General features: G+C 74.8%; 12 protein-coding genes. 6 read left to right on the top strand and 6 right to left on the bottom strand.

The window, feature by feature from the left end:
* Positions 1 to 93: 93 nt before the first annotated feature.
* The 5 genes from BMX65_RS02520 to BMX65_RS02500 form a co-directional block, all read right to left on the bottom strand.
* On the bottom strand, positions 94 to 1,989 hold the full coding sequence (locus BMX65_RS02520; RefSeq protein ID WP_239501798.1) for a hypothetical protein: 1,896 nt from the start codon (positions 1,987 to 1,989) through the stop codon (positions 94 to 96).
* Positions 1,990 to 2,024: 35 nt separating this feature from the next.
* Positions 2,025 to 3,149, bottom strand: a complete 1,125-nt coding sequence (locus tag BMX65_RS02515; RefSeq protein ID WP_107437371.1) for a sensor histidine kinase — start codon at positions 3,147 to 3,149, stop codon at positions 2,025 to 2,027.
* Between the two features lie 53 nt (positions 3,150 to 3,202).
* The gene (locus BMX65_RS02510; RefSeq protein ID WP_239501797.1) at positions 3,203 to 6,397 is read right to left on the bottom strand and encodes an alpha-N-acetylglucosaminidase; all 3,195 of its coding nucleotides are present in this window, start codon (positions 6,395 to 6,397) and stop codon (positions 3,203 to 3,205) included.
* Between the two features lie 76 nt (positions 6,398 to 6,473).
* Entirely contained in the window at positions 6,474 to 7,121 is a 648-nt protein-coding gene (locus BMX65_RS02505) for a response regulator transcription factor (protein WP_026004998.1), read from the bottom strand.
* 224 nt (positions 7,122 to 7,345) lie between these two features.
* Positions 7,346 to 8,260, bottom strand: coding sequence for a S1 family peptidase (locus BMX65_RS02500; protein WP_074998412.1), 915 nt, complete (start codon positions 8,258 to 8,260; stop codon positions 7,346 to 7,348).
* 402 nt (positions 8,261 to 8,662) lie between these two features.
* Between BMX65_RS02500 and BMX65_RS02495 the strand changes: the two genes are divergently transcribed.
* The 3 genes from BMX65_RS02495 (at position 8,663) to BMX65_RS02485 (ending at position 11,419) form a co-directional block, all read left to right on the top strand.
* Complete coding sequence (locus tag BMX65_RS02495) at positions 8,663 to 9,460, top strand: putative protein N(5)-glutamine methyltransferase (protein WP_074998411.1); 798 nt, start codon at positions 8,663 to 8,665, stop codon at positions 9,458 to 9,460.
* A gap of 61 nt (positions 9,461 to 9,521) precedes the next feature.
* Positions 9,522 to 9,959, top strand: coding sequence for a MerR family transcriptional regulator (locus BMX65_RS02490; protein WP_074998410.1), 438 nt, complete (start codon positions 9,522 to 9,524; stop codon positions 9,957 to 9,959).
* 218 nt (positions 9,960 to 10,177) lie between these two features.
* On the top strand, positions 10,178 to 11,419 hold the full coding sequence (locus BMX65_RS02485) for an MFS transporter (protein WP_074998409.1): 1,242 nt from the start codon (positions 10,178 to 10,180) through the stop codon (positions 11,417 to 11,419).
* Here BMX65_RS02485 and BMX65_RS02480 read toward each other — a convergent pair.
* Positions 11,373 to 12,311, bottom strand: a complete 939-nt coding sequence (locus BMX65_RS02480; RefSeq protein ID WP_074998408.1) for a Gfo/Idh/MocA family protein — start codon at positions 12,309 to 12,311, stop codon at positions 11,373 to 11,375. The genes BMX65_RS02485 and BMX65_RS02480 overlap by 47 nt on opposite strands.
* A 218-nt stretch (positions 12,312 to 12,529) precedes the next feature.
* On the opposite strand from BMX65_RS02480, the gene BMX65_RS02475 reads away from it, so the two are divergent.
* From BMX65_RS02475 to BMX65_RS02465, 3 genes are read left to right on the top strand one after another with little or no spacing between them, the layout of a single operon-like run.
* Positions 12,530 to 13,996, top strand: a complete 1,467-nt coding sequence (locus BMX65_RS02475; protein WP_074998407.1) for an aldehyde dehydrogenase family protein — start codon at positions 12,530 to 12,532, stop codon at positions 13,994 to 13,996.
* 37 nt (positions 13,997 to 14,033) lie between these two features.
* On the top strand, positions 14,034 to 15,617 hold the full coding sequence (locus BMX65_RS02470) for a GMC family oxidoreductase (RefSeq protein ID WP_074998406.1): 1,584 nt from the start codon (positions 14,034 to 14,036) through the stop codon (positions 15,615 to 15,617).
* Positions 15,617 to 17,149: an APC family permease gene (locus BMX65_RS02465; protein ID WP_074998405.1), complete on the top strand. Its 1,533-nt coding sequence runs from the start codon at positions 15,617 to 15,619 to the stop codon at positions 17,147 to 17,149. Before BMX65_RS02470 ends, BMX65_RS02465 begins: the two co-directional genes overlap by 1 nt.
* The last annotated feature ends 7 nt before the right edge of the window (positions 17,150 to 17,156 follow it).

The following is a 17,156-nucleotide window of genomic DNA, read 5'->3' as shown; positions in this document are numbered from 1 at the left end:
ACCCGGTGCCTGGTGTCCCGGTGCCTGGTGTCCCGGTGCCTGGTGGCGCGGTACCGGTCCGCCCGCGGGCCGGAGTCCGGGGTGCGGGTCGGGTCAGTCCGGTGGACCGACGGGGGCGGGAGACGTGGCCGGGGCGGCACCGTTCCGGCGCGTCGCCGAGAGCCGGGCCGACGCCTGCCGCCCGGCGCGGACCGCCAGCGTGTTGCCCACCGCCTCCGCCGGTCCGCCCAACAGGCCCTCGCCGCGCGCCCGCAGCCGGGTGACGCCCTCGTCCCCGGCCGCCAGCACATACCAGCGGCCCTCGGTCGACCGCCACAGCAGTCCCGTGAGCACCGCCCGCGCGTGCGGCCCGCACACCCGGCTGTCCTCCAGCCGGGACGTCACCGCCCCGGGACGGCCCGGAGCGCCCGCCGGGGGCTGGAACTGCGTCATCACCCGGGCTCCGGGCCCCCGCCAGGTGGCGGCCCTCGTACACACCCATGCCGCCTCGCCGTCCCCGTCCGGCAGCCGCTGCCGCGCGAACTGCCAGGAGTTGACGGCCCTGACCCCCCGGTCCAGCACCGCCGGGAGGTGGCATGCCGTACGTGCCAGCCGCCTGCGGGCCGCGGTGCCGGTCGCGGGCGTCCGCTCGGCGCCGTCGGTCAGCCGTGCCGGGGCCAACTCGCCCAGGTCCGTGTAGAGCTGCAGGCGCCGGGCCGCCCCCGGGCTTCCCCGCAGCGCCAGCCCCGGCCAGGTGTCGCAGTGCTGCGGCAGCGTGACCGGCAGCGGCACCGGCCCGGTCACCCCGTCCGCGCCGCGGGAGAGCGTCCGGCCCGCCTCGTCCCCCGGGTCCAGGAGGTCCACCCGGGCCGCGCGGGTGATCCACGGCGCCGTCAGATACCGCACCTTTCCCCCGCGCCGGGTCACGACCAGGGCCCCGGACTCCGCCGTCGCCGCACCCGCCGTGCGGGCCAGCTCCAGCGAGACCCCCTCCTCGGCGGCCTCGGCGGCGGCCGAGCCGTCGTCCGGGTCCAGCGGCTCGGTGTACCGCGCCACCCGCAGCCCGTCGTACAGCAGCACCACGGCGGCCCCCGCCAGCCGCCCCGCGTACAGCAGTTGCGGCGGTCCGGGCGGTGGGCCCTCGGGGGTGCCGGGTGCGGCTTCGACCCGGACGTCGGCGCGCGGCCGCGCCCAGGTCACCAGCGCCCGGCGCAGCAACGATGCGTCGCGGGTGAGCGCACCGCGCGCCGGCCAGGCCCCGAAGTCCGTCCGGGAAGCCCGCCGCCAGGCACCGGCCCCCGCGCGCACCAGCGCACCTGGATCGAGGGCCTGCTCCGCGTCGGTGCCGCGCACCAGCGGTGGCCGGGCGGCGGCATCCGGCCCCCAGGTGTCGCCCGGCACCCCGAGCAGCCCGCAGCACACCAGCGCCGCGAGCGCCGCGGCCCCGGCCCTCCGCCGCTGCCGGCGCCGCCGCACCGTGTCGAGGGCATGCTGGACCCCGGCCCCGTCCCCGCACAGGGGGCACGGCTCTCCGACGGGCCCGGGGGCGGGGGCGGGTGCTCCGGGGCCACCGGGCGCGTCCGCTGCCTTCACCGCTCCGGCCAGTGCCGCGTCCGGGTCCCGTACGCGGGCGGCGCGCAGCAGGGTCCGGATCTCCGGGTCGGCCATCCGCTCCAGGTGCCGCAGCGCGTACGCGGCACGGGCCGGGGCTCCGCCGCGGGGGAGGGAGCGCGGCAGCCACGGGCCCCGCGGCCGGGCCAGCGCCGCGCGGAGCACCCGCAGCCGCAGCCACACGTAGACGGGGTCCTCGTCCGCCGCCTGCGGGCGGGGAAGCGCCGCCGTGGACGTGCACCTCCGGGGCAGCGCCCCGCAGGTCACCGCGTGCGCCGCGGGAGCGCGGCGGGGGCCGTCCTCCAGCACGCAGTACGCGAGCCGGACCAGCCTCCCGTAGTGCTCCACGAGGGCGAGCTCGGCCTGTTCGACGTCCAGCGTCGCGGTCCGCTCACTCACACCCACAGAACGAGGTGCCCGGGCCGGGGGTCACCTCACTCGGCCGCGTGGCCGGCCGGGACCTCCAGGGTGATCATCGTGGGTCCGCCGGGCGGGCTGCTCAGCGCCAGCACCCCGTCGAACTGGGCGAGTCGGCGCTGGACGCCGTGCAGGCCCGAGCCGGAGCCGAGGGAGGCGCCGCCCCGGCCGTCGTCGGTCACCGTCACCCGGATCGCGGAGCCGTCCGGCGCGCCGACGTGGAGCACGTCCAGCCACACCTTCGCGGCCCCGGCGTGCTTGGCGGCGTTGGTGAGCAGCTCGCTGACGGCGAAGTAGACCGCCGACTCCAGAGGTTCCTCGAACCGGCCCGGGAGCTCGATGTCCTCCTCGACGGGTACCGGCATCCGCAGTGCCAGCGCCCGCAGCGCGTCGGGCAGCCCGCGCTCGGCCAGCACCGGCGGGTGGATGCCCCGCACCAGGTCGCGCAGTTCGGTCAGCGCCTCGGCGGAGTTCTCCCGGGCCTGCGCGATCATCTGCTTGGCGCGGGCCGGATCCCGTTCGACCAGCGCTTCGATGGTGCCCAGGCTCATGCCCATGGCGACCAGCCGGGCCTGGGCGCCGTCGTGCAGATCCCGTTCGATGCGGCGCAGTTCGGCCGCCGAGGTGTCCACCGCGTCGTGCCGCGTCTCGTACAGCTCCGTCACCCGCCGGGAGAGCAGCATCTCCCGGGTGGGTTCCAGCATCCTCTTGGTGAGCTGGAGGTTGAGCGGCAGCAGCGGCGGCAGCAGCGCGGTGACGAAACCGGCCGTCATGTCGGCGGGCAGCCACGCCATGTCGCGCCAGGTGGCCGGGTCCTTGAGCAGCAGGGTGCACCGCTCCACCTGCCCGACGACGCCGCCGCGCAGGTCCCGCGGCCAGGGCCGGTACGGTTCGGGCACCTCCAGCCCGGCCCAGGCGTGCACCAGCCGCCGCCGCTGGCCGGCGTACCAGCGGACGGCCTGCTGGGTGGGCGGCGTGGTCACGACGCCCACCCCGATCGGCAGCAGCACGATCGAGACGAGGGAGAGGGTGAACAGCAGGATGGACAGCGGCAGGGTGACGACCGCGAGCGCGGGCCCCCGCACGAGCGCCAGCATCAGTTCGTGCGACTGCACCGCGGCCCGCGGTCTGTCCTCCGTCACGTTCCCGCGACCTCCACCCGTTCTCCGCCCGTTCTCCGCCCGTCCGCGCCGTGCTAGTCGGTCCGCCAGTCCGCGAACTCCACCAGCGCACGGTCACCGCTGCCGCCGTTGGCCGCGGACATGAACAGCCCGGCGTCCTGTCTCCCGGACGCGCCGGGGACCTCGACGGTTGAGACGGTACGCCACCTCTTCCCGCCGTCGGTCGAGAGCTCTCCCCGGTAGGCGGACCCGGACCGGGAGAGCCGCAGCAGCACCGGAGCCCGGACACCGGAGACGGCCCGGTAGGTGTCCAGGGTGCCGTCGCCGTCGCTGTCGTAGGACAGCACGACACCGTGGGCCGGGGTCACCGCCAGGTTCACGAAGCCCGCCGTGTCCGGCTCGGCGAGGCTGTTGCGGACCACGATGCCCGCACGCGCCCACGGGCCGCTGTCCTCCTGGGAGACGACCTTCAGCGTCACGGTGCCGCCGTCGCGCAGTGCCCGCGGACGGTAGACGGTGCCGAACTCGGCGGTGGCCCGCCACAGGTCGGCCCCGGCGCCGTCGACCGCCCAGCGCCCGTCCAGGTGCCCGAAGACGGCCTCGTTGGTCGTGGCCGTCCGCACTCCGCCCGGGAGCGGGCCCGCGCGGTAGATCCGGCCGGCCCGGCCGAGGGTGACCCGCTCCTGGCCCGCGGGGCCGTTCTCGGCCTCCACCGTGTACTCCAGCGGCTCCAGCGGCGCGCCCTGCCGTCCGGCGGGCGCGGTGAAGCGCCAGCGCACGGTGGCCGTCCCGCCGGGGCTGACGGCCCGGTGCGAGGTCGGGTCCTGCGCCCGGGCGCCGTCCAGCCCGCGCAGCCCGAGGTCGACGGCGCCGGTGGGGCTCAGCCCGTTCTCGTTCCGGAAGACGGCGCGCACGGTGCTCACCTCGCCCGGCGCGACCGCGCGCGGCTCGGCGGCGACCTTCAGCGAGCCCTGGTAGGGGGCTTTGGCCAGCACGTCGCGGACCCGCGTGGCGGTGGCGTACGGGTCGGTGAGCGGCCTGGTGGGGTACTCGTCGGTCTTCCGGGTCCAGGGCTCCTCGCGGGCGTACCAGTCGAACTTCTTCGGCGCGCGCCCCTGGTCGAGCGCGTCCTGCAGGTCGTCGAGGAACGCCCGCCACTGCGGGAGGTGGAAGTCCCGGATCAGGCCCTGCCAGTCGCGGTTGGCGTAGTTGGCCAGGTGGCCGCCGTCCGCCGTCGGGCGGTCCGCCCAGGTGGTGACCAGCACCCGGGCCGTGCGCTCCAGGTCGGCCCGCTCCTGCGCGGAGGCGGCGGAGCCGCGGGCCGCCGCCAGCCAGGGGCCCAGCAGGAACGCCCGGTGGCCGCCGGACATGTCGTCGGCCAGCTCCATCAGCTTCAGCCACAGCGCCGCCAGCTTCTTGAAGGTGGCCGCGTCCTTGCGCTTGTAGGCGTCCTGGAGCTGCCCGATCAGCAACCAGGACCGGTTGGCCAGCGCCTGTCGGCCGATGTCGGTGAGGTCGTAGCGGTAGGCGTCGCTGTCCCGCAGCGCCTTGTCGACGCCCAGCAGCGCGTCGAACGCGGCGTCGAAGGCGGGCAGGTCGAAGGCGGGGGTGTGGGTGGCGTAGTAGGCGCCGGAGCGGGCCGAGAGGCTGGGGCGGGCGGCGAAGATGCTGTCGTGCGGCCGCCCGTCCTTGCTGCTGATCCGGTACGCCGTCTCGCGCAGCGCCGTCATGGCCTCCTCGGCCTTGCCGTCGGTGCCGCCGTACCGGATTGTCGCCCAGTCGTCGAACCAGCCGCCGCGGTCCACGGCCTCCTCCCGCCAGGCCAGCTCGCCGAACAGCTCCAGCGCCGCCGGGTCCCGGTGGGTGGCCTCGGGCATGTAGCAGGTGCCGGCCAGCTTGCTGCCCGACTTGTCGCGCCACGCGGTGAAGCGCTCGGTCCACATGTGGGTCTTGGCGCCCATGGTGGTGCGGCCGCCGAAGTTGGGGATGGTGCCGAACGCGTACGGCACCCCGCCCCAGTCCTGCTCCCGGTCGGTGACCCGGTCCAGGTCGGAGAGGCCGTCGACGATCAGCATGCTGTCCTTGGCGGCGAGCCCGTCGAGCAGGTCGCGGCGCGGGTTCTCCTGCCAGCCCAGAATCACCCAGGTGGCGCCCGGCCGTGCGGTGTGCAGCGCCTTCTCCACGGCCCGCGCCGCCTGCGGCACCGGCACGTCGCCGGGGTCGCCGCCCTCGTGCAGCAGGTCCATCTTGAAGTGGTCGACGGCGCCGAACAGTTCCTTCTGGTGCCGGTAGAAGGCGGCGGCCGCCTTGCGGAAGGCCGCCGTGCGCGGGTCCAGCCACGCCGGCCGCTGCAGCCCGGCCCACTTGCCCTGCGGGACGGTGCGGCCGCCCTTGTTGCGCCGGGCGAAGTCGGTGGGGACGGTGCCGAAGTAGCCGGGCAGCACAGGCTTCATGCCCAGCTCGCGCATCCGGTCCACGATGCGCTTGCCCAGGGCGGTGCGCCGCTCCAGCAGCTCGGTGCTGATCGGGCCGCCGTACTCGGCCATGTTCTGCAGCAGCCACCACGGCTGGTGGGTGGGCGCCGGGATCCAGGAGCGCGCCTCCCGGTCGCTGTAGCCGAAATCCTGGAGCATCCGGTGGTAGACGGCTTCCTGGCCCGCGGTGACCAGGACCTCGTTGAAGCCGTGCAGCGCCAGGATGTCCAGGAAGCGCTCCCAGTGCGCCCAGTCGGCGTACGGTGCTGTGTACCCGTCGTGGGTGTCGTTGAGCGCGAAGCGGTTGGGCACGGTGGCGCGCCGGGCGTGCTGCGCGCGGGGCGCGGGCAGGGTCGCGGGGAGGTCGAGCCTGCTGCCCGCCCAGGAGAGGTGCGCGTCGCAGCTGTACTTGAGGTACCAGTGCACCCCGGTCAGCAGGGCCACCGGCCCGGTGCCCGCCACCCGGATCCGGCCCGCGCCGCCGGTGACCTTGAAGCGCTCCGGGCCGCCGATCTGCTGGAGCGTGATCTGGTCGGCGTGCCGGGGGAGCAGCCGCCGCAGTGCCGCCTGCGCGGCGTCGGTGGGGGACGCTTCGCGCGGTGTGCCGGTCCGGTCCGCTGCCATGGCGGGGACATACCCGCTGCCCAGCGCGAGACCCGCGCCGAGCGCTCCGGTGGTGCCCAGGACGGCGCGTCTGCCGGGAGCGGAGCGGGCCGGGGGCACGGAGTGCGTACCGGTATGACCGGACTGATAGTTATTGTCGTATCTTTCACGCTCATTGATCGGCTCGTACATGGGGGGCGCCTCCAGTGGCGGATGTCCTGCCGTATGTGACCAAAGACACGTACGGGGAGGCACGGTAACGAAGCGGTCAGCCCCGGTCGAGGTAGGCGAGCACGGCGAGTACCCGCCTGTTGTCGTCGTCCGACGGCGGCAGCCCCAGCTTTCCGAAGATGTTGGAGGTGTGTTTCGCGACCGCCCGCTCGGTGACGAAGAGCTGCGCCGCGATGGCCGCGTTCGACCTGCCCTGCGCCATCAGCTCCATCACCTCCTTCTCCCGCGCCGTCAGGTTCCCCAGCGGCGCGTCCTGCGCGCGCCGCGACAGCAGTTGCTGGATGACCTGCGGATCCATCGCGGTACCGCCCTCGGAGACCCGGCGGACGGCGTCCACGAACTGGTCCGCGTCGAACACCCGGTCCTTGAGCAGATAGCCCACCCCGCCGTTGCCGTCCGCCAGCAGCTCGCGCGCGTACAACTGCTCGACGTGCTGCGAGAGCACCAGCACCGGGAGCCCCGGCCGTCTGCGACGGGCCTCCAGCGCGCACTGCAGCCCCTCGTCGCTGAACGAGGGCGGCAGCCGGACGTCCACCACCGCGACGTCCGGCTCCTGCTCCCGCAGGGCCCGGCTCAGCTCCGGCCCGTTGTCCACCGCCGCGGCGATCTCGAAGTCGAACGCCTCCAGCATCCGTACGAGCCCGTCCCGGAGCAGGAACAGGTCTTCGGCGATCACGACACGCACGGAAAACTCCAAATACACGACGGGATGGGCCGGATGGCCGCAGGGCGCTCCGAATCTACCGGGCCGCCCCTCCCCGCGGGGCACCGGAGACGTCGTCGGCTGTGCCGGTGCCGTCGGTACGGCCGGGCGCGTCGTGCGCGCCGGGCCGGCCGGGCACGGCGCCGGGGATCAGCCCACGAGCCGGGGGCCGGCCCACGACAGGCCGGGGATCCACGAGCCGGGGATCAGCCCGCGACGCCGCGTATCCAGTCGCGGTGCTCGGCGACGCTCGGGTAGATGTCGGGTGTCGTCCCGCAGTCCCCCACGGCCCGGCTGGTGACGCCGGACAGCAGCCAGCGGCCGTGCGCCCGCGTCAGCGCCGCCGCACCCGAGTCGCCTCCGCAGGTACCGGCACGGCCCCCCGGGTTGCCGGTGCAGAAGTCGCCTTCGCGGATGCCCCAGGCGTCTCCGTCCGCCGCTCCGGAGACGCACTCGGGAGTGTCGGGGGCGAGCACCGGCAGGTCGACCTCTCGGTGCAGGACGGGCAACTGCGAGGGGTCGTTGCCGGTGGCCTTCGTGTAGCCCCACCCGGTCGCCTTGACGCTGTCCCCGGCGGCGGGGGTGCGGGTCGCCAGCGGTACCGGCGCCTTCGAGACCGCGGAGGAGAGCTTGATGAGTGCCAGATCGTGAGCACTGCCCTCGTCCCCGTACGCCGTGTAGCCCGGGTGCACGACGAACTCCGCCACCTCGGCCACCTCGCCGCCCTCGGTGCGGTCCAGGGAGCCGACCCGCACGTGGTACGCCTCCGGGTCGTTCACCCCGTCCGGCGTGGTGACGCAGTGCGCCGCCGTCAGCACCCAGTCGGCCGCGACCAGCGCACCGCCGCAGTAGTGGCCGTCGGGGTCGTCGCCGCGCTGCTTCTGCAGGGAGACGACGAAGGAGTACTCCTCGGACGACTCCCCGCCGCCGATGATCGTCGTGCCGGCTCCGGAGTCCCCGCCGCCTCTCGCGTCCTGGGCCGCGTGCGCGGTCGTGCCCGCCAGCGCCAGGCCCAGCCCCAGCGCGGAGGCGCACAGCGCGCGGGCGGTCCTGCCGGTGCCGGGGAGGGTGCGCCGGTCCTGGCGGTTTCCCGGAGTGCGCTTGCTGGTTGTGATGAGCATGTCCTCTTCTCCCGTTCGTCTGGGCACCGGACCACCGGCCGGCGCACGCCGCCCGGCGCCGGTGGAGGGGCCCATCCCATCCGCTCAACTCACCCTTGTCCATGGGGCGTTGGCGTGCCCACCGGAGGTCTCCCCGGACCGGCGCGTGCGCTCCCCGAGCCGGCACCCCGCCCGGCGGGCCCGCCGCCGGCCCGCCGGGCGCGGCCCCACGGGTGCACCGGTCCCGCGCTCGGGATAAGGTGCGGCCGACCGGCAACGGATGTTCGACGCGGTGACAGAGGGAGGTGAGAGGCATTTCCGCTCCGGCAGACCACGCGCTCTCGCCTCACGACGGACGGCCCCGCACCAGATAGCGGAGACCGCCGCGGGCGACGGGAGCGCTCCAGTACTGGAAGGGCTTCCATGCACCACACCACCCCGCAGGCCGAACTCACCCGGCGGCTGCGCGCGGCCGGCTGCGTCTTCGCCGAGGACGAGGCGCGCCTGCTGTCCGAGACCGCCCGCGATGCGGCCGAACTGGCCCGGATGACCGCCCGCCGGATCGCCGGGCACCCCCTCGAACACGTACTGGGCTGGGCCGAGTTCGCGGGCCTGCGGATCGCCGTCGACCCGGGCGTCTTCGTCCCCCGCCGCCGCACCGAGTTCCTGGTGCGGTGCGCCGCTGCCGGCGCGCCCGGCCCCGCCGACGCCGTCCTCGTGGACCTGTGCTGCGGCACGGGCGCGGTCGGCGCGGCACTGCTCGCCGCCCTCGGCGGACGCGGCGAACTGCACGCCGCCGACCTCGACCCCGCCGCCGTACGGTGCGCCCGGCGCAACCTCCCGGTGCCCGGCGACCACGTCCACCGGGGCGACCTGTTCGCCGCGCTGCCCGACCGGCTGCGGGGCCGGATCGACGTGCTGACCGCCAACGTGCCCTACGTCCCCACCGCCGACATACCCTTCCTGCCGCCCGAGGCCCGCGACCACGAACCGCGGCCCGCGCTGGACGGCGGACCCGACGGCCTGGCCCTGCTGCGACGGGTCGCCGCGGCCGCGCCCGACTGGCTCGCCCCGGGCGGCACCCTGCTCACCGAGACCAGCTCCCGGCAGGCCGCCGCGGCCGCCCGCATCCTGGCCGACGCCGGACTGGAGACCGCCGTCAGCACCGACCCCGAACTGTCCGCCACCGTCCTGACGGGCCGACGCCCCCGGCCCCGGTGACCCGGCGCGGGGCGCGGCGTCGGGCGGGAAGCCCGCCGCCCACCGCCGCGTTGGACCGGGCATGGCGACTTCCATGCTGATCGGGGAACTGGCCGAGCGGACGGGCGTGAGCAAGCGCTCCCTGCGCTACTACGAGCAGCAGGGACTGCTCGCCTCCCGGCGGTCGGCCAAGGGCTGGCGGACCTACGAGGACAGCGCGGTCAACCGGGTGCGCAATGTGCGGGAACTGCTCGCCGCGGGCCTCGGCACCGAGGACATCCGCCAGGTCGCGCCCTGCCTGGACATGAAGACCGAGGCGTTCCTCACCTGCCGGGCCAGCCCCGCGGAGACGCTGGAGATGTACGAGCGGCGGCTGGCCGCGCTGGAGGAGAAGGCGGCCGAACTCGACCGGTACCGGGCCCGGCTGGTGCACCGGATCGCCCAGCTCCGCGCCGACGAGCCCGGTACAGCGCTGGCCGAACTCCTCCGCCGCGGCGCCGCCCGGGAGCCCGACGCCTGACCACCGGCCGTCCGTGCGCGGGACCCCGGTCCCCACCCGGACGGGTGCCCTGCCCCGTCCCCGGGTCCACGCCCCGGGCCGGCCCGTGCCCGGTCCGGTCCGTCCTGGGTCCGGTCCGTCCTGGGTCCGGTCCGTTCCGGGCCGGGCCGGGTCTCCGTCCCCTGAGCGGTGTCTCCGGCTTGCAGGTGACACCGGTGTCACCACCTACCGTGCGCCGCATGAGTACCCCGACCGCGGCCGTCGGCCGGCTGCCGAACTGGCTGCACCTCCTCTTCCTCACCCTGGTGGCCACCGCCACCGACGAGTTCATCATCGCCGGACTGCTGCCCCGGATCGCCGACGACCTGGACGTCGGCGTCCCGGCGGCCGGTCAGCTGGTGACCGTCTTCGCCGTCGTCTACGCGCTCGGCGCCCCCACCCTGGCCGTGCTGTGCGAGCGATTCGCGCGCCGTACCGTGACGGCGACCGGACTCGCCCTCTTCGTCGCCGCCAACATCGCGGCGGCGCTCGCGCCGGGCTACTGGTGGCTGCTGGCGGCCCGGGTGGCCGCGGCACTGTGCGCCGCCGTCGTCACCGCCGCCGCGTTCGCCACCGCGGCCGCCGGGGCGCCCCCGGGCGCGCAGGGCCGCTACCTGGGCTACGTCACCGCGGGGATGACGGCGGCGCTGTTCACCGGCGTCCCCGTCGGCTCCTGGCTCGGCGGTGCGTTCGGCTGGCGTGCCACCTTCTGGCTGATCGCCGCCGTGGGCGCCGTCGCAGCCCTCGGCGTACTGGCCACGGCACCGGCCGTGCCGGGCGCGGCACCCGCCCCGCTGCGCCGCCGGCTCGCGCCGCTGCGGCAGGCGGCCGTACTGCGCGTGGTCGCCGTGACGTTCCTCGCCGCGAGCGGCGGACTGATGTTCTACACCTATCTGGGCAGCTACACGGCCGAGGTCGCCACCGGCTCCTACGGGCTGCTGTCCCTCCTGCTGCTGCTCGTCGGTGCGGCGGGGCTCGCCGGGGCGCTGCTCGCGGGCCGGGCCACGGACGCCTGGGGACCCCGCCGCGGGCTGCTCCTGGTGCTCGGCGGGCACGCGTTGACCCTCGGCGCCGCGGCGGTGGCGGCCTTCGCGGGCGGGGTCGGCGCGGCCGTGCTCGCCCTGGTGGTCGGCTGCTGGGCGGTCTTCGCCTGGGGTCTCAACCCCCCGGTGCAGGGCAGCGTCCTGGCCGCTGCCGGGCCGGAGGCCGGGATGACGGCACTGGCGCTGAACATCTCCGGCCTCTATCTGGGCACGGGCGTGGCCGGGGCCCTCGGCGGAGCGGTGATCGGCGCGGCCGGGGTCCGCTACGTACCGGTGGCGGCAGCGGCGCTGCTGCTGTGCGCGTTCGCCCTCGCACTGCTGCCGGACCGGACGGCCCGGAAGCCGTCCGTGCTCACCGGGTCGGCAACTGCTGCTGAGCCGAGTCCAGCACCGCGGTGACCGTCTCGGCGAAGCGTGCCCCGCACAGGTGCGCCTCGCCGGTGCGGACCTCCCGCAGCAGGGCGTCCACGGCGCGGCCGAAGGCGGCGGCCGGGGCCTCCTCCCGCACGGGCAGCTCCGCCACGCCGGCGGCGCCCCGCACCTCGGCCGTGACGCCGGCGGCGGCGGGCGGCACGGAGTGGCTCAGCGTGCAGGTGCTGGAGGCCCCGGAGGCGTGCCGCAGGGCGAGGTGCACGGTGTCGCCGAAACCGCCGGGTGCCGCCGTCACCTCGGCGACCGGCCCCAGCAGCGGCAGCAGCACGGACAGGGCGTGCGGCCCCACGTCCCACAGCGCGCCCTTCTCGCGCCGCCAAGGGGAGGCGGTGTACGGCGAGTCGGCGCCGCCGAAGACGGGGGAGAGCCAGTCGGCGCGCCCGACCAGCCAGCCGCCTTCGGCCGGTGGTTGCGCCCCGGCATCGGTGGCCGGTGGCGGTACGGCGGCCCCGCGCGCCGCCTGCTCGCGCAGCCAGCCGCCGGTCGGTTCGCTGAAGTGCAGCGTGAAGAAGACGACGCACCCCACCCCGGCCCGCTCCACCGCCTCGGCGACGCCGCGCGCTTCTTCGGGCGCAGTGGCGACGGGCTTGTCGAGCAGCAGATGGCATCCGGCGTCGGCCGCGCGGCGCGCCAGCGGTGCCTGCACGTCCGGCGGCAGGGCCACCGCCACCGCGTCGCACGCCCCGAACAGCGCGTCCACGTCCTCGAACGGCCGGGTCGCGAGACGTTCGGCCAGGGCCCGGGCCGGCTCGGCGCGGCGCCCCCAGACGCCGACCAGTTCCACGTCCTCGTGCGCGGCGAGCGCGGGGCCGTGCGTGCGTTCCGCCCAGGGCCCGGTGCCCAGCAGTCCGAACTTCATACCGAGCAGCGTACGGGGGGTGCCCGCCGCGTCCCGTACCGGCGTCCGGGCCCGGCGCCTGCCGCGGACCGCCGCGGGTGCGGCTCGGGAGCGGCGCGGATTGCCCCATCGGTGCCGATTATCGCCGCGGAGCCGCCGCCGCCCGGTGCGTCCCGTAGCCAGCGGTGCCGCGCGGCGCGATCGTGACGCCGGTCGGGTGCGAGCGAGGGAGACGGGCGATGGCGGAGCTGTTCATCGACGGGGAGTGGCGGCAGGCCACCGCGGGCGGGCGCCGGGATGTGATCAATCCGTTCGACGCCTCCGTGCTCGCCACCGTCGACGAGGCCGACGCGACGGACGTAGACCTGGCCGTACGCGCCGCCAAGCGCGCCTTCGAGCGGGCCGACTGGTCCGCGGCGCCCACCCGGGTCCGTGCCGACGTGCTCTACCGGGTGCACGAACTGCTGCTGCGCGACCAGGAGGAGATCGCCCGCACCGAGACCCTCGACACCGGCAAGACCCTCACCGAGGCCCGGATCGACATCGAGGACGTGGCGGGCGCCTTCCGCTACTTCGCGGAACTGGCCGGCAAGGACGGCGGCCGGGTGGTCGACGCCGGGCCCGACGTGCTCAGCCGCGTCGTGCACCAGCCGGTCGGCGTCTGCGCCCTGATCGCGCCGTGGAACTATCCGCTGCTCCAGGCGTCGTGGAAGGTCGCCCCCGCGCTGGCCGCGGGCAACACCTTCGTGCTCAAGCCCAGCGAGACGACCCCGCTGTCCACCCTCGCCATGATCCGGCTGATCGCGGAGGCCGGGGCGCCGCCCGGGGTCGCCAACCTGGTGCTGGGCTCCGGTACGACGGTCGGCGCCGCCATGACCACCCACGCCGAGGTGGACCTGGTCTCCTTCACCGGCGGGCTGGCGACCGGGCAGAAGATCATGGAGAGCGTCGCACCCGGGGTGAAGAACCTCGCGCTGGAGCTCGGCGGCAAGAACCCCAACGTGGTCTTCGCCGACGCGGACTTCGCCGCCGCCGTCGACTACGCGCTGGACGCCGCCTTCCTGCACTCGGGGCAGGTCTGCTCGGCCGGGTCGCGGCTGCTGGTGCAGGAGGACATCCACGACGAGTTCGTGGCGGCCCTGGGCGCGCGGGCGAGCGCCATCCGGCTGGGCAGCGGCCTGGAGCCGATGACCGAGTCGGGCCCGCTCAGTTCGGCCGAGCACCGCGCGAAGGTGGAGCGCTATCTGGAGATCGCCCGCGAGGAGGGCGCCCGGCTGGTCACCGGCGGGCGGCGGCCCGACGACCCCGAACTGGCCCACGGCTACTTCCTGCTGCCCACCGTCTACGCCGACTGCGACCGCTCCATGCGCATCGTCCAGGAGGAGGTGTTCGGCCCGGTCGTCACCGTCGAGCGGTTCCGCACCGAGGACGAGGCGGTCGAACTGGCCAACGACACCCGCTACGGGCTGGCCGGCGGGGTGTGGACGAGCGACGCGAGCCGCGCCCAGCGGGTGGCCAACCGGCTGCGGCACGGCACGGTCTGGATCAACGACTTCCACCCCTATGTGCCGCAGGCCGAGTGGGGCGGCTTCGGCCGCTCGGGCATCGGCCGCGAACTGGGCCCGACCGGGCTGCGCGAGTACCAGGAGGCCAAGCACATCTACCAGAACCTCTCGCCGGCCCCCTCCGGCTGGTTCAAGGGCTGACGAAGCTGCGGAACACGACGGGGAGAAGAGGACCGGCATGAACGCGACGGACCAGAACGGGCAGGACACGGGCGAGAACGGCTACGACTACGTCATCGTCGGCGGCGGCACCGCGGGCTCGGTGCTGGCGGCCCGGCTGAGCGAGGACCCGGACTGCCGGGTGTGCGTCATCGAGGGCGGCCCCAGCGACGTCGGCGACGAGCGGGTGCTGCGGCTGCGCAACTGGATCAACCTGCTGGAGTCGGAGTACGACTACGGCTACACCACCACCGAACAGCCGCGCGGGAACTCGCACATCGTGCACTCCCGCGCCAGGGTGCTGGGCGGCTGCTCCTCGCACAACACGCTGATCAGCTTCCTGCCCTTCCCCCAGGACCTGGACGAGTGGGTGGGGATGGGCTGTGCGGGCTGGGACCCGATGACCGTGCTGCCCTACCGCAGACGGCTGCGGAACACCATCGTCCCGGTCGGCGAGGAGGACCGCAATCCGATCGCGCGGGACTTCGTGACCGCCGCCGCCGAGGCGCTGCACGTGCCCGTCGTCGAGGACTTCAACCGCCGCCCCTTCGCGGACGGCGCCGGATTCTTCTCGCTCGCCTACGACCCGGCCACCAACACCCGCTCCTCCGCGTCCGTCGCCTACCTCCATCCGGTCATGGACAAGCGGCCCAACCTCACGCTGAAGCTGCGGACCTGGGCCTACCGGCTGGAGTCCGACGAGGCGGGGCGGCTCACCCGGGTGCGGGTGCGGTACGCCGACGGCACCACCGGCACGGTCCGCGCCGAGCGGGAGCTGCTGCTGTGCGCCGGGGCCGTGGACACCCCGCGGCTGCTGCTGCTCTCCGGGATCGGCCCGGCCGACGACCTGGCGGCGCTCGGCATCGACGTGCGTGCCGACCTGCCGGGGGTGGGCGAGAACCTGCTCGACCACCCCGAATCGGTGATCGTCTGGGAGACCCACGAACCGCTGCCGCCGAACTCGGCGATGGACTCCGACGCCGGGCTGTTCGTCCGCCGCGACACGGCCCAGCCCCGACCCGACCTGATGTGGCACTTCTACCAGGTGCCCTTCACCGTCAACACCGAACGCCTCGGCTACCCCACACCTCCGCACGGCGTGTGCATGACGCCGAACGTGCCCCGTGCTCGCTCCGTCGGCAGGCTCTGGCTGCGCAGCGCCGACCCGGCGGCCCACCCCGCGCTGGACTTCCGCTACTTCACCGACCCCGAGGGCTACGACGAGCGGACCATCGTCGACGGGCTGCGGCTGGCCCGCGAGGTGGCCGACACCGCGCCGCTGCGCGGCTGGCTCAAGCGCGAGATCGCGCCCGGACCCGGCGTGACCTCGGACGCGGAGCTGTCGGAGTACGGGCGGCGGGTCGCCCACACCGTCTACCACCCGGCCGGTACCTGCCGGATGGGTGCGGCCGACGACCCGACGGCCGTCGTCGACCCGCTGCTGCGGCTGCGCGGCCAGGAAGGGGTACGCGTGGTCGACGCCTCGGTCTTCCCCAGCATGCCCAGCATCAACCCCATGGTGACGGTGCTGCTGGTCGCCGAACGCGCCGCCGACCTGATCACCGGGCGGCCCGGCCCGCAGCCCGAGGGGGGCGAGCGCTGATGGGCGGAGCACCGCAGCCCGAGGCCGCCGCGGCGGGCGGGAACGGCGGGAACGGCGGGAACGGCGGGAACGGCGGGAACGGCGGGAACGGCGGGAATGGAGCCCCCGGCTCGGAGTTCCGCAAGGAGATGGGCCCCTGGGCGAACTTCGCCCTCGGCTTCACCTACCTCTCACCCGTGGTGAGCACCTACACCCTCTTCGGCTCGGCCCTCGCCGAGGGCGGGCCGCCGATGATCTGGGCGTTCCTGCTGGCCGGCTGCGGACAGTTCCTGGTGTCGCTGGTCTTCGGCGAGATCGTCGCCCAGTTCCCCATCGCGGGCGGCGTCTACCCGTGGGCGCGGCGGCTGTGGGGGATGCGCTGGGCGTGGATGACCGGCTGGGTCTACATGTGGGCGCTGCTGGTGACGATCACCAGCGTGGCCTACGGCGCCGGCCCCTACATCGCGATCCTGTTCGGCTTCGGCGCCAGCGTGCACAACACGGTGCTCTGCACCGTCATCCTCATCGTCGTCGCCGCACTCATCAACTACGCGGGCACCAAGGCGCTGTCGCTGGCGGCGCTGATCGGCTTCAGCGCCGAGTTGATCGGCGCGCTCATCGTCGGCGTCTATCTGCTGGTCACCCACCGCGAGCACGGCCTCGGTGTCATCTTCGACACCTACGGCACCCAGGGCGACGGCTCCTACGCGCCGGTCTTCCTGGCCGCCGCCATCATCGGCTTCTACCAGTACTACGGGTTCGAGGCGTGCGGCGACACCGCCGAGGAGGTCGCCCACCCGGGCCTGGTCATCCCCAAGGCGATGCGCCGCACCATCTATGTCGGCGGCGCCGCGGCCACCTTCACCTGCGGCTCGCTGCTGCTGTCCGTCACCGACTACGGCGCGGTGATCTCCGGCGAGGACTCCGACCCGGTGGTCAACGTCCTCTTCGACGCCATGGGAGAGGCCGGGGCGCGGCTGGTGATGGCCGTCGTCCTCATCTCCTTCCTCTCCTGCACCATCAGCCTGCAGGCCGCCGCGGGCCGCCTCATCTACTCCTACGCGCGGGACCGGATGGTCGTCGGCCACAAGCTGCTGCGGCGCTTCTCGCACAAGCGGGCCGTACCCGAGGTGGCGCTGCTGGTGGCCGCCGTCATCCCCGGACTGATCGCCTTCGGCTCGCTGGTCTCCGAGAACGCCCTCACCAAGATCGTGTCGTTCGCGATCCTCGGCATCTACGGCTCGTTCCAGATGGTCGTCCTCGCCGCGCTGCGGGCCCGGCTCAAGGGCTGGCGCGCCACCGGCGAGTTCACCCTCGGCCGCTGGGGCCTGCTGGTCAACGGCGCGGCCCTGGCCTACGGCATCTTCGCCATCGTCAACATCTGCTGGGCCCGCACCCCCGAGGAGCCCTGGTACTCCAACTACATCGTGCTGCTCAGCGGCGGAGTCGTCGTCGCCGCCGGGCTGGTGTACATGTTCACCACCCACCACTACGGGCGCGGCGACGCCCCGTCCGGCGACGCGGTGCCGCAGGCCCGGCACGCGGCGCGCTGAGCGCGGC

This window comes from Streptomyces qinglanensis, assembly GCF_900111245.1.
In the GTDB taxonomy this organism is placed as follows: domain Bacteria; phylum Actinomycetota; class Actinomycetes; order Streptomycetales; family Streptomycetaceae; genus Streptomyces; species Streptomyces qinglanensis.
The sequence above is the reverse complement of the archived record's forward strand: the minus strand, read 5'-3'. Positions and strand labels throughout refer to the sequence as shown.

Bases quoted from the DNA above. Each gene is read 5' to 3' on its own strand.
- BMX65_RS02510 (WP_239501797.1), bottom strand. From the start codon at position 6,397: ATGTACGAGCCGATCAATGAGCGTGAAAGATACGACAATAACTATCAG.
- BMX65_RS02500 (WP_074998412.1), bottom strand. From the start codon at position 8,260: ATGCTCATCACAACCAGCAAGCGCACTCCGGGAAACCGCCAGGACCGG.
- BMX65_RS02495 (WP_074998411.1), top strand. From the start codon at position 8,663: ATGCACCACACCACCCCGCAGGCCGAACTCACCCGGCGGCTGCGCGCG.
- BMX65_RS02490 (WP_074998410.1), top strand. From the start codon at position 9,522: ATGGCGACTTCCATGCTGATCGGGGAACTGGCCGAGCGGACGGGCGTG.
- BMX65_RS02485 (WP_074998409.1), top strand. From the start codon at position 10,178: ATGAGTACCCCGACCGCGGCCGTCGGCCGGCTGCCGAACTGGCTGCAC.
- BMX65_RS02480 (WP_074998408.1), bottom strand. From the start codon at position 12,311: ATGAAGTTCGGACTGCTGGGCACCGGGCCCTGGGCGGAACGCACGCAC.
- BMX65_RS02475 (WP_074998407.1), top strand. From the start codon at position 12,530: ATGGCGGAGCTGTTCATCGACGGGGAGTGGCGGCAGGCCACCGCGGGC.
- BMX65_RS02470 (WP_074998406.1), top strand. From the start codon at position 14,034: ATGAACGCGACGGACCAGAACGGGCAGGACACGGGCGAGAACGGCTAC.
- BMX65_RS02465 (WP_074998405.1), top strand. From the start codon at position 15,617: ATGGGCGGAGCACCGCAGCCCGAGGCCGCCGCGGCGGGCGGGAACGGC.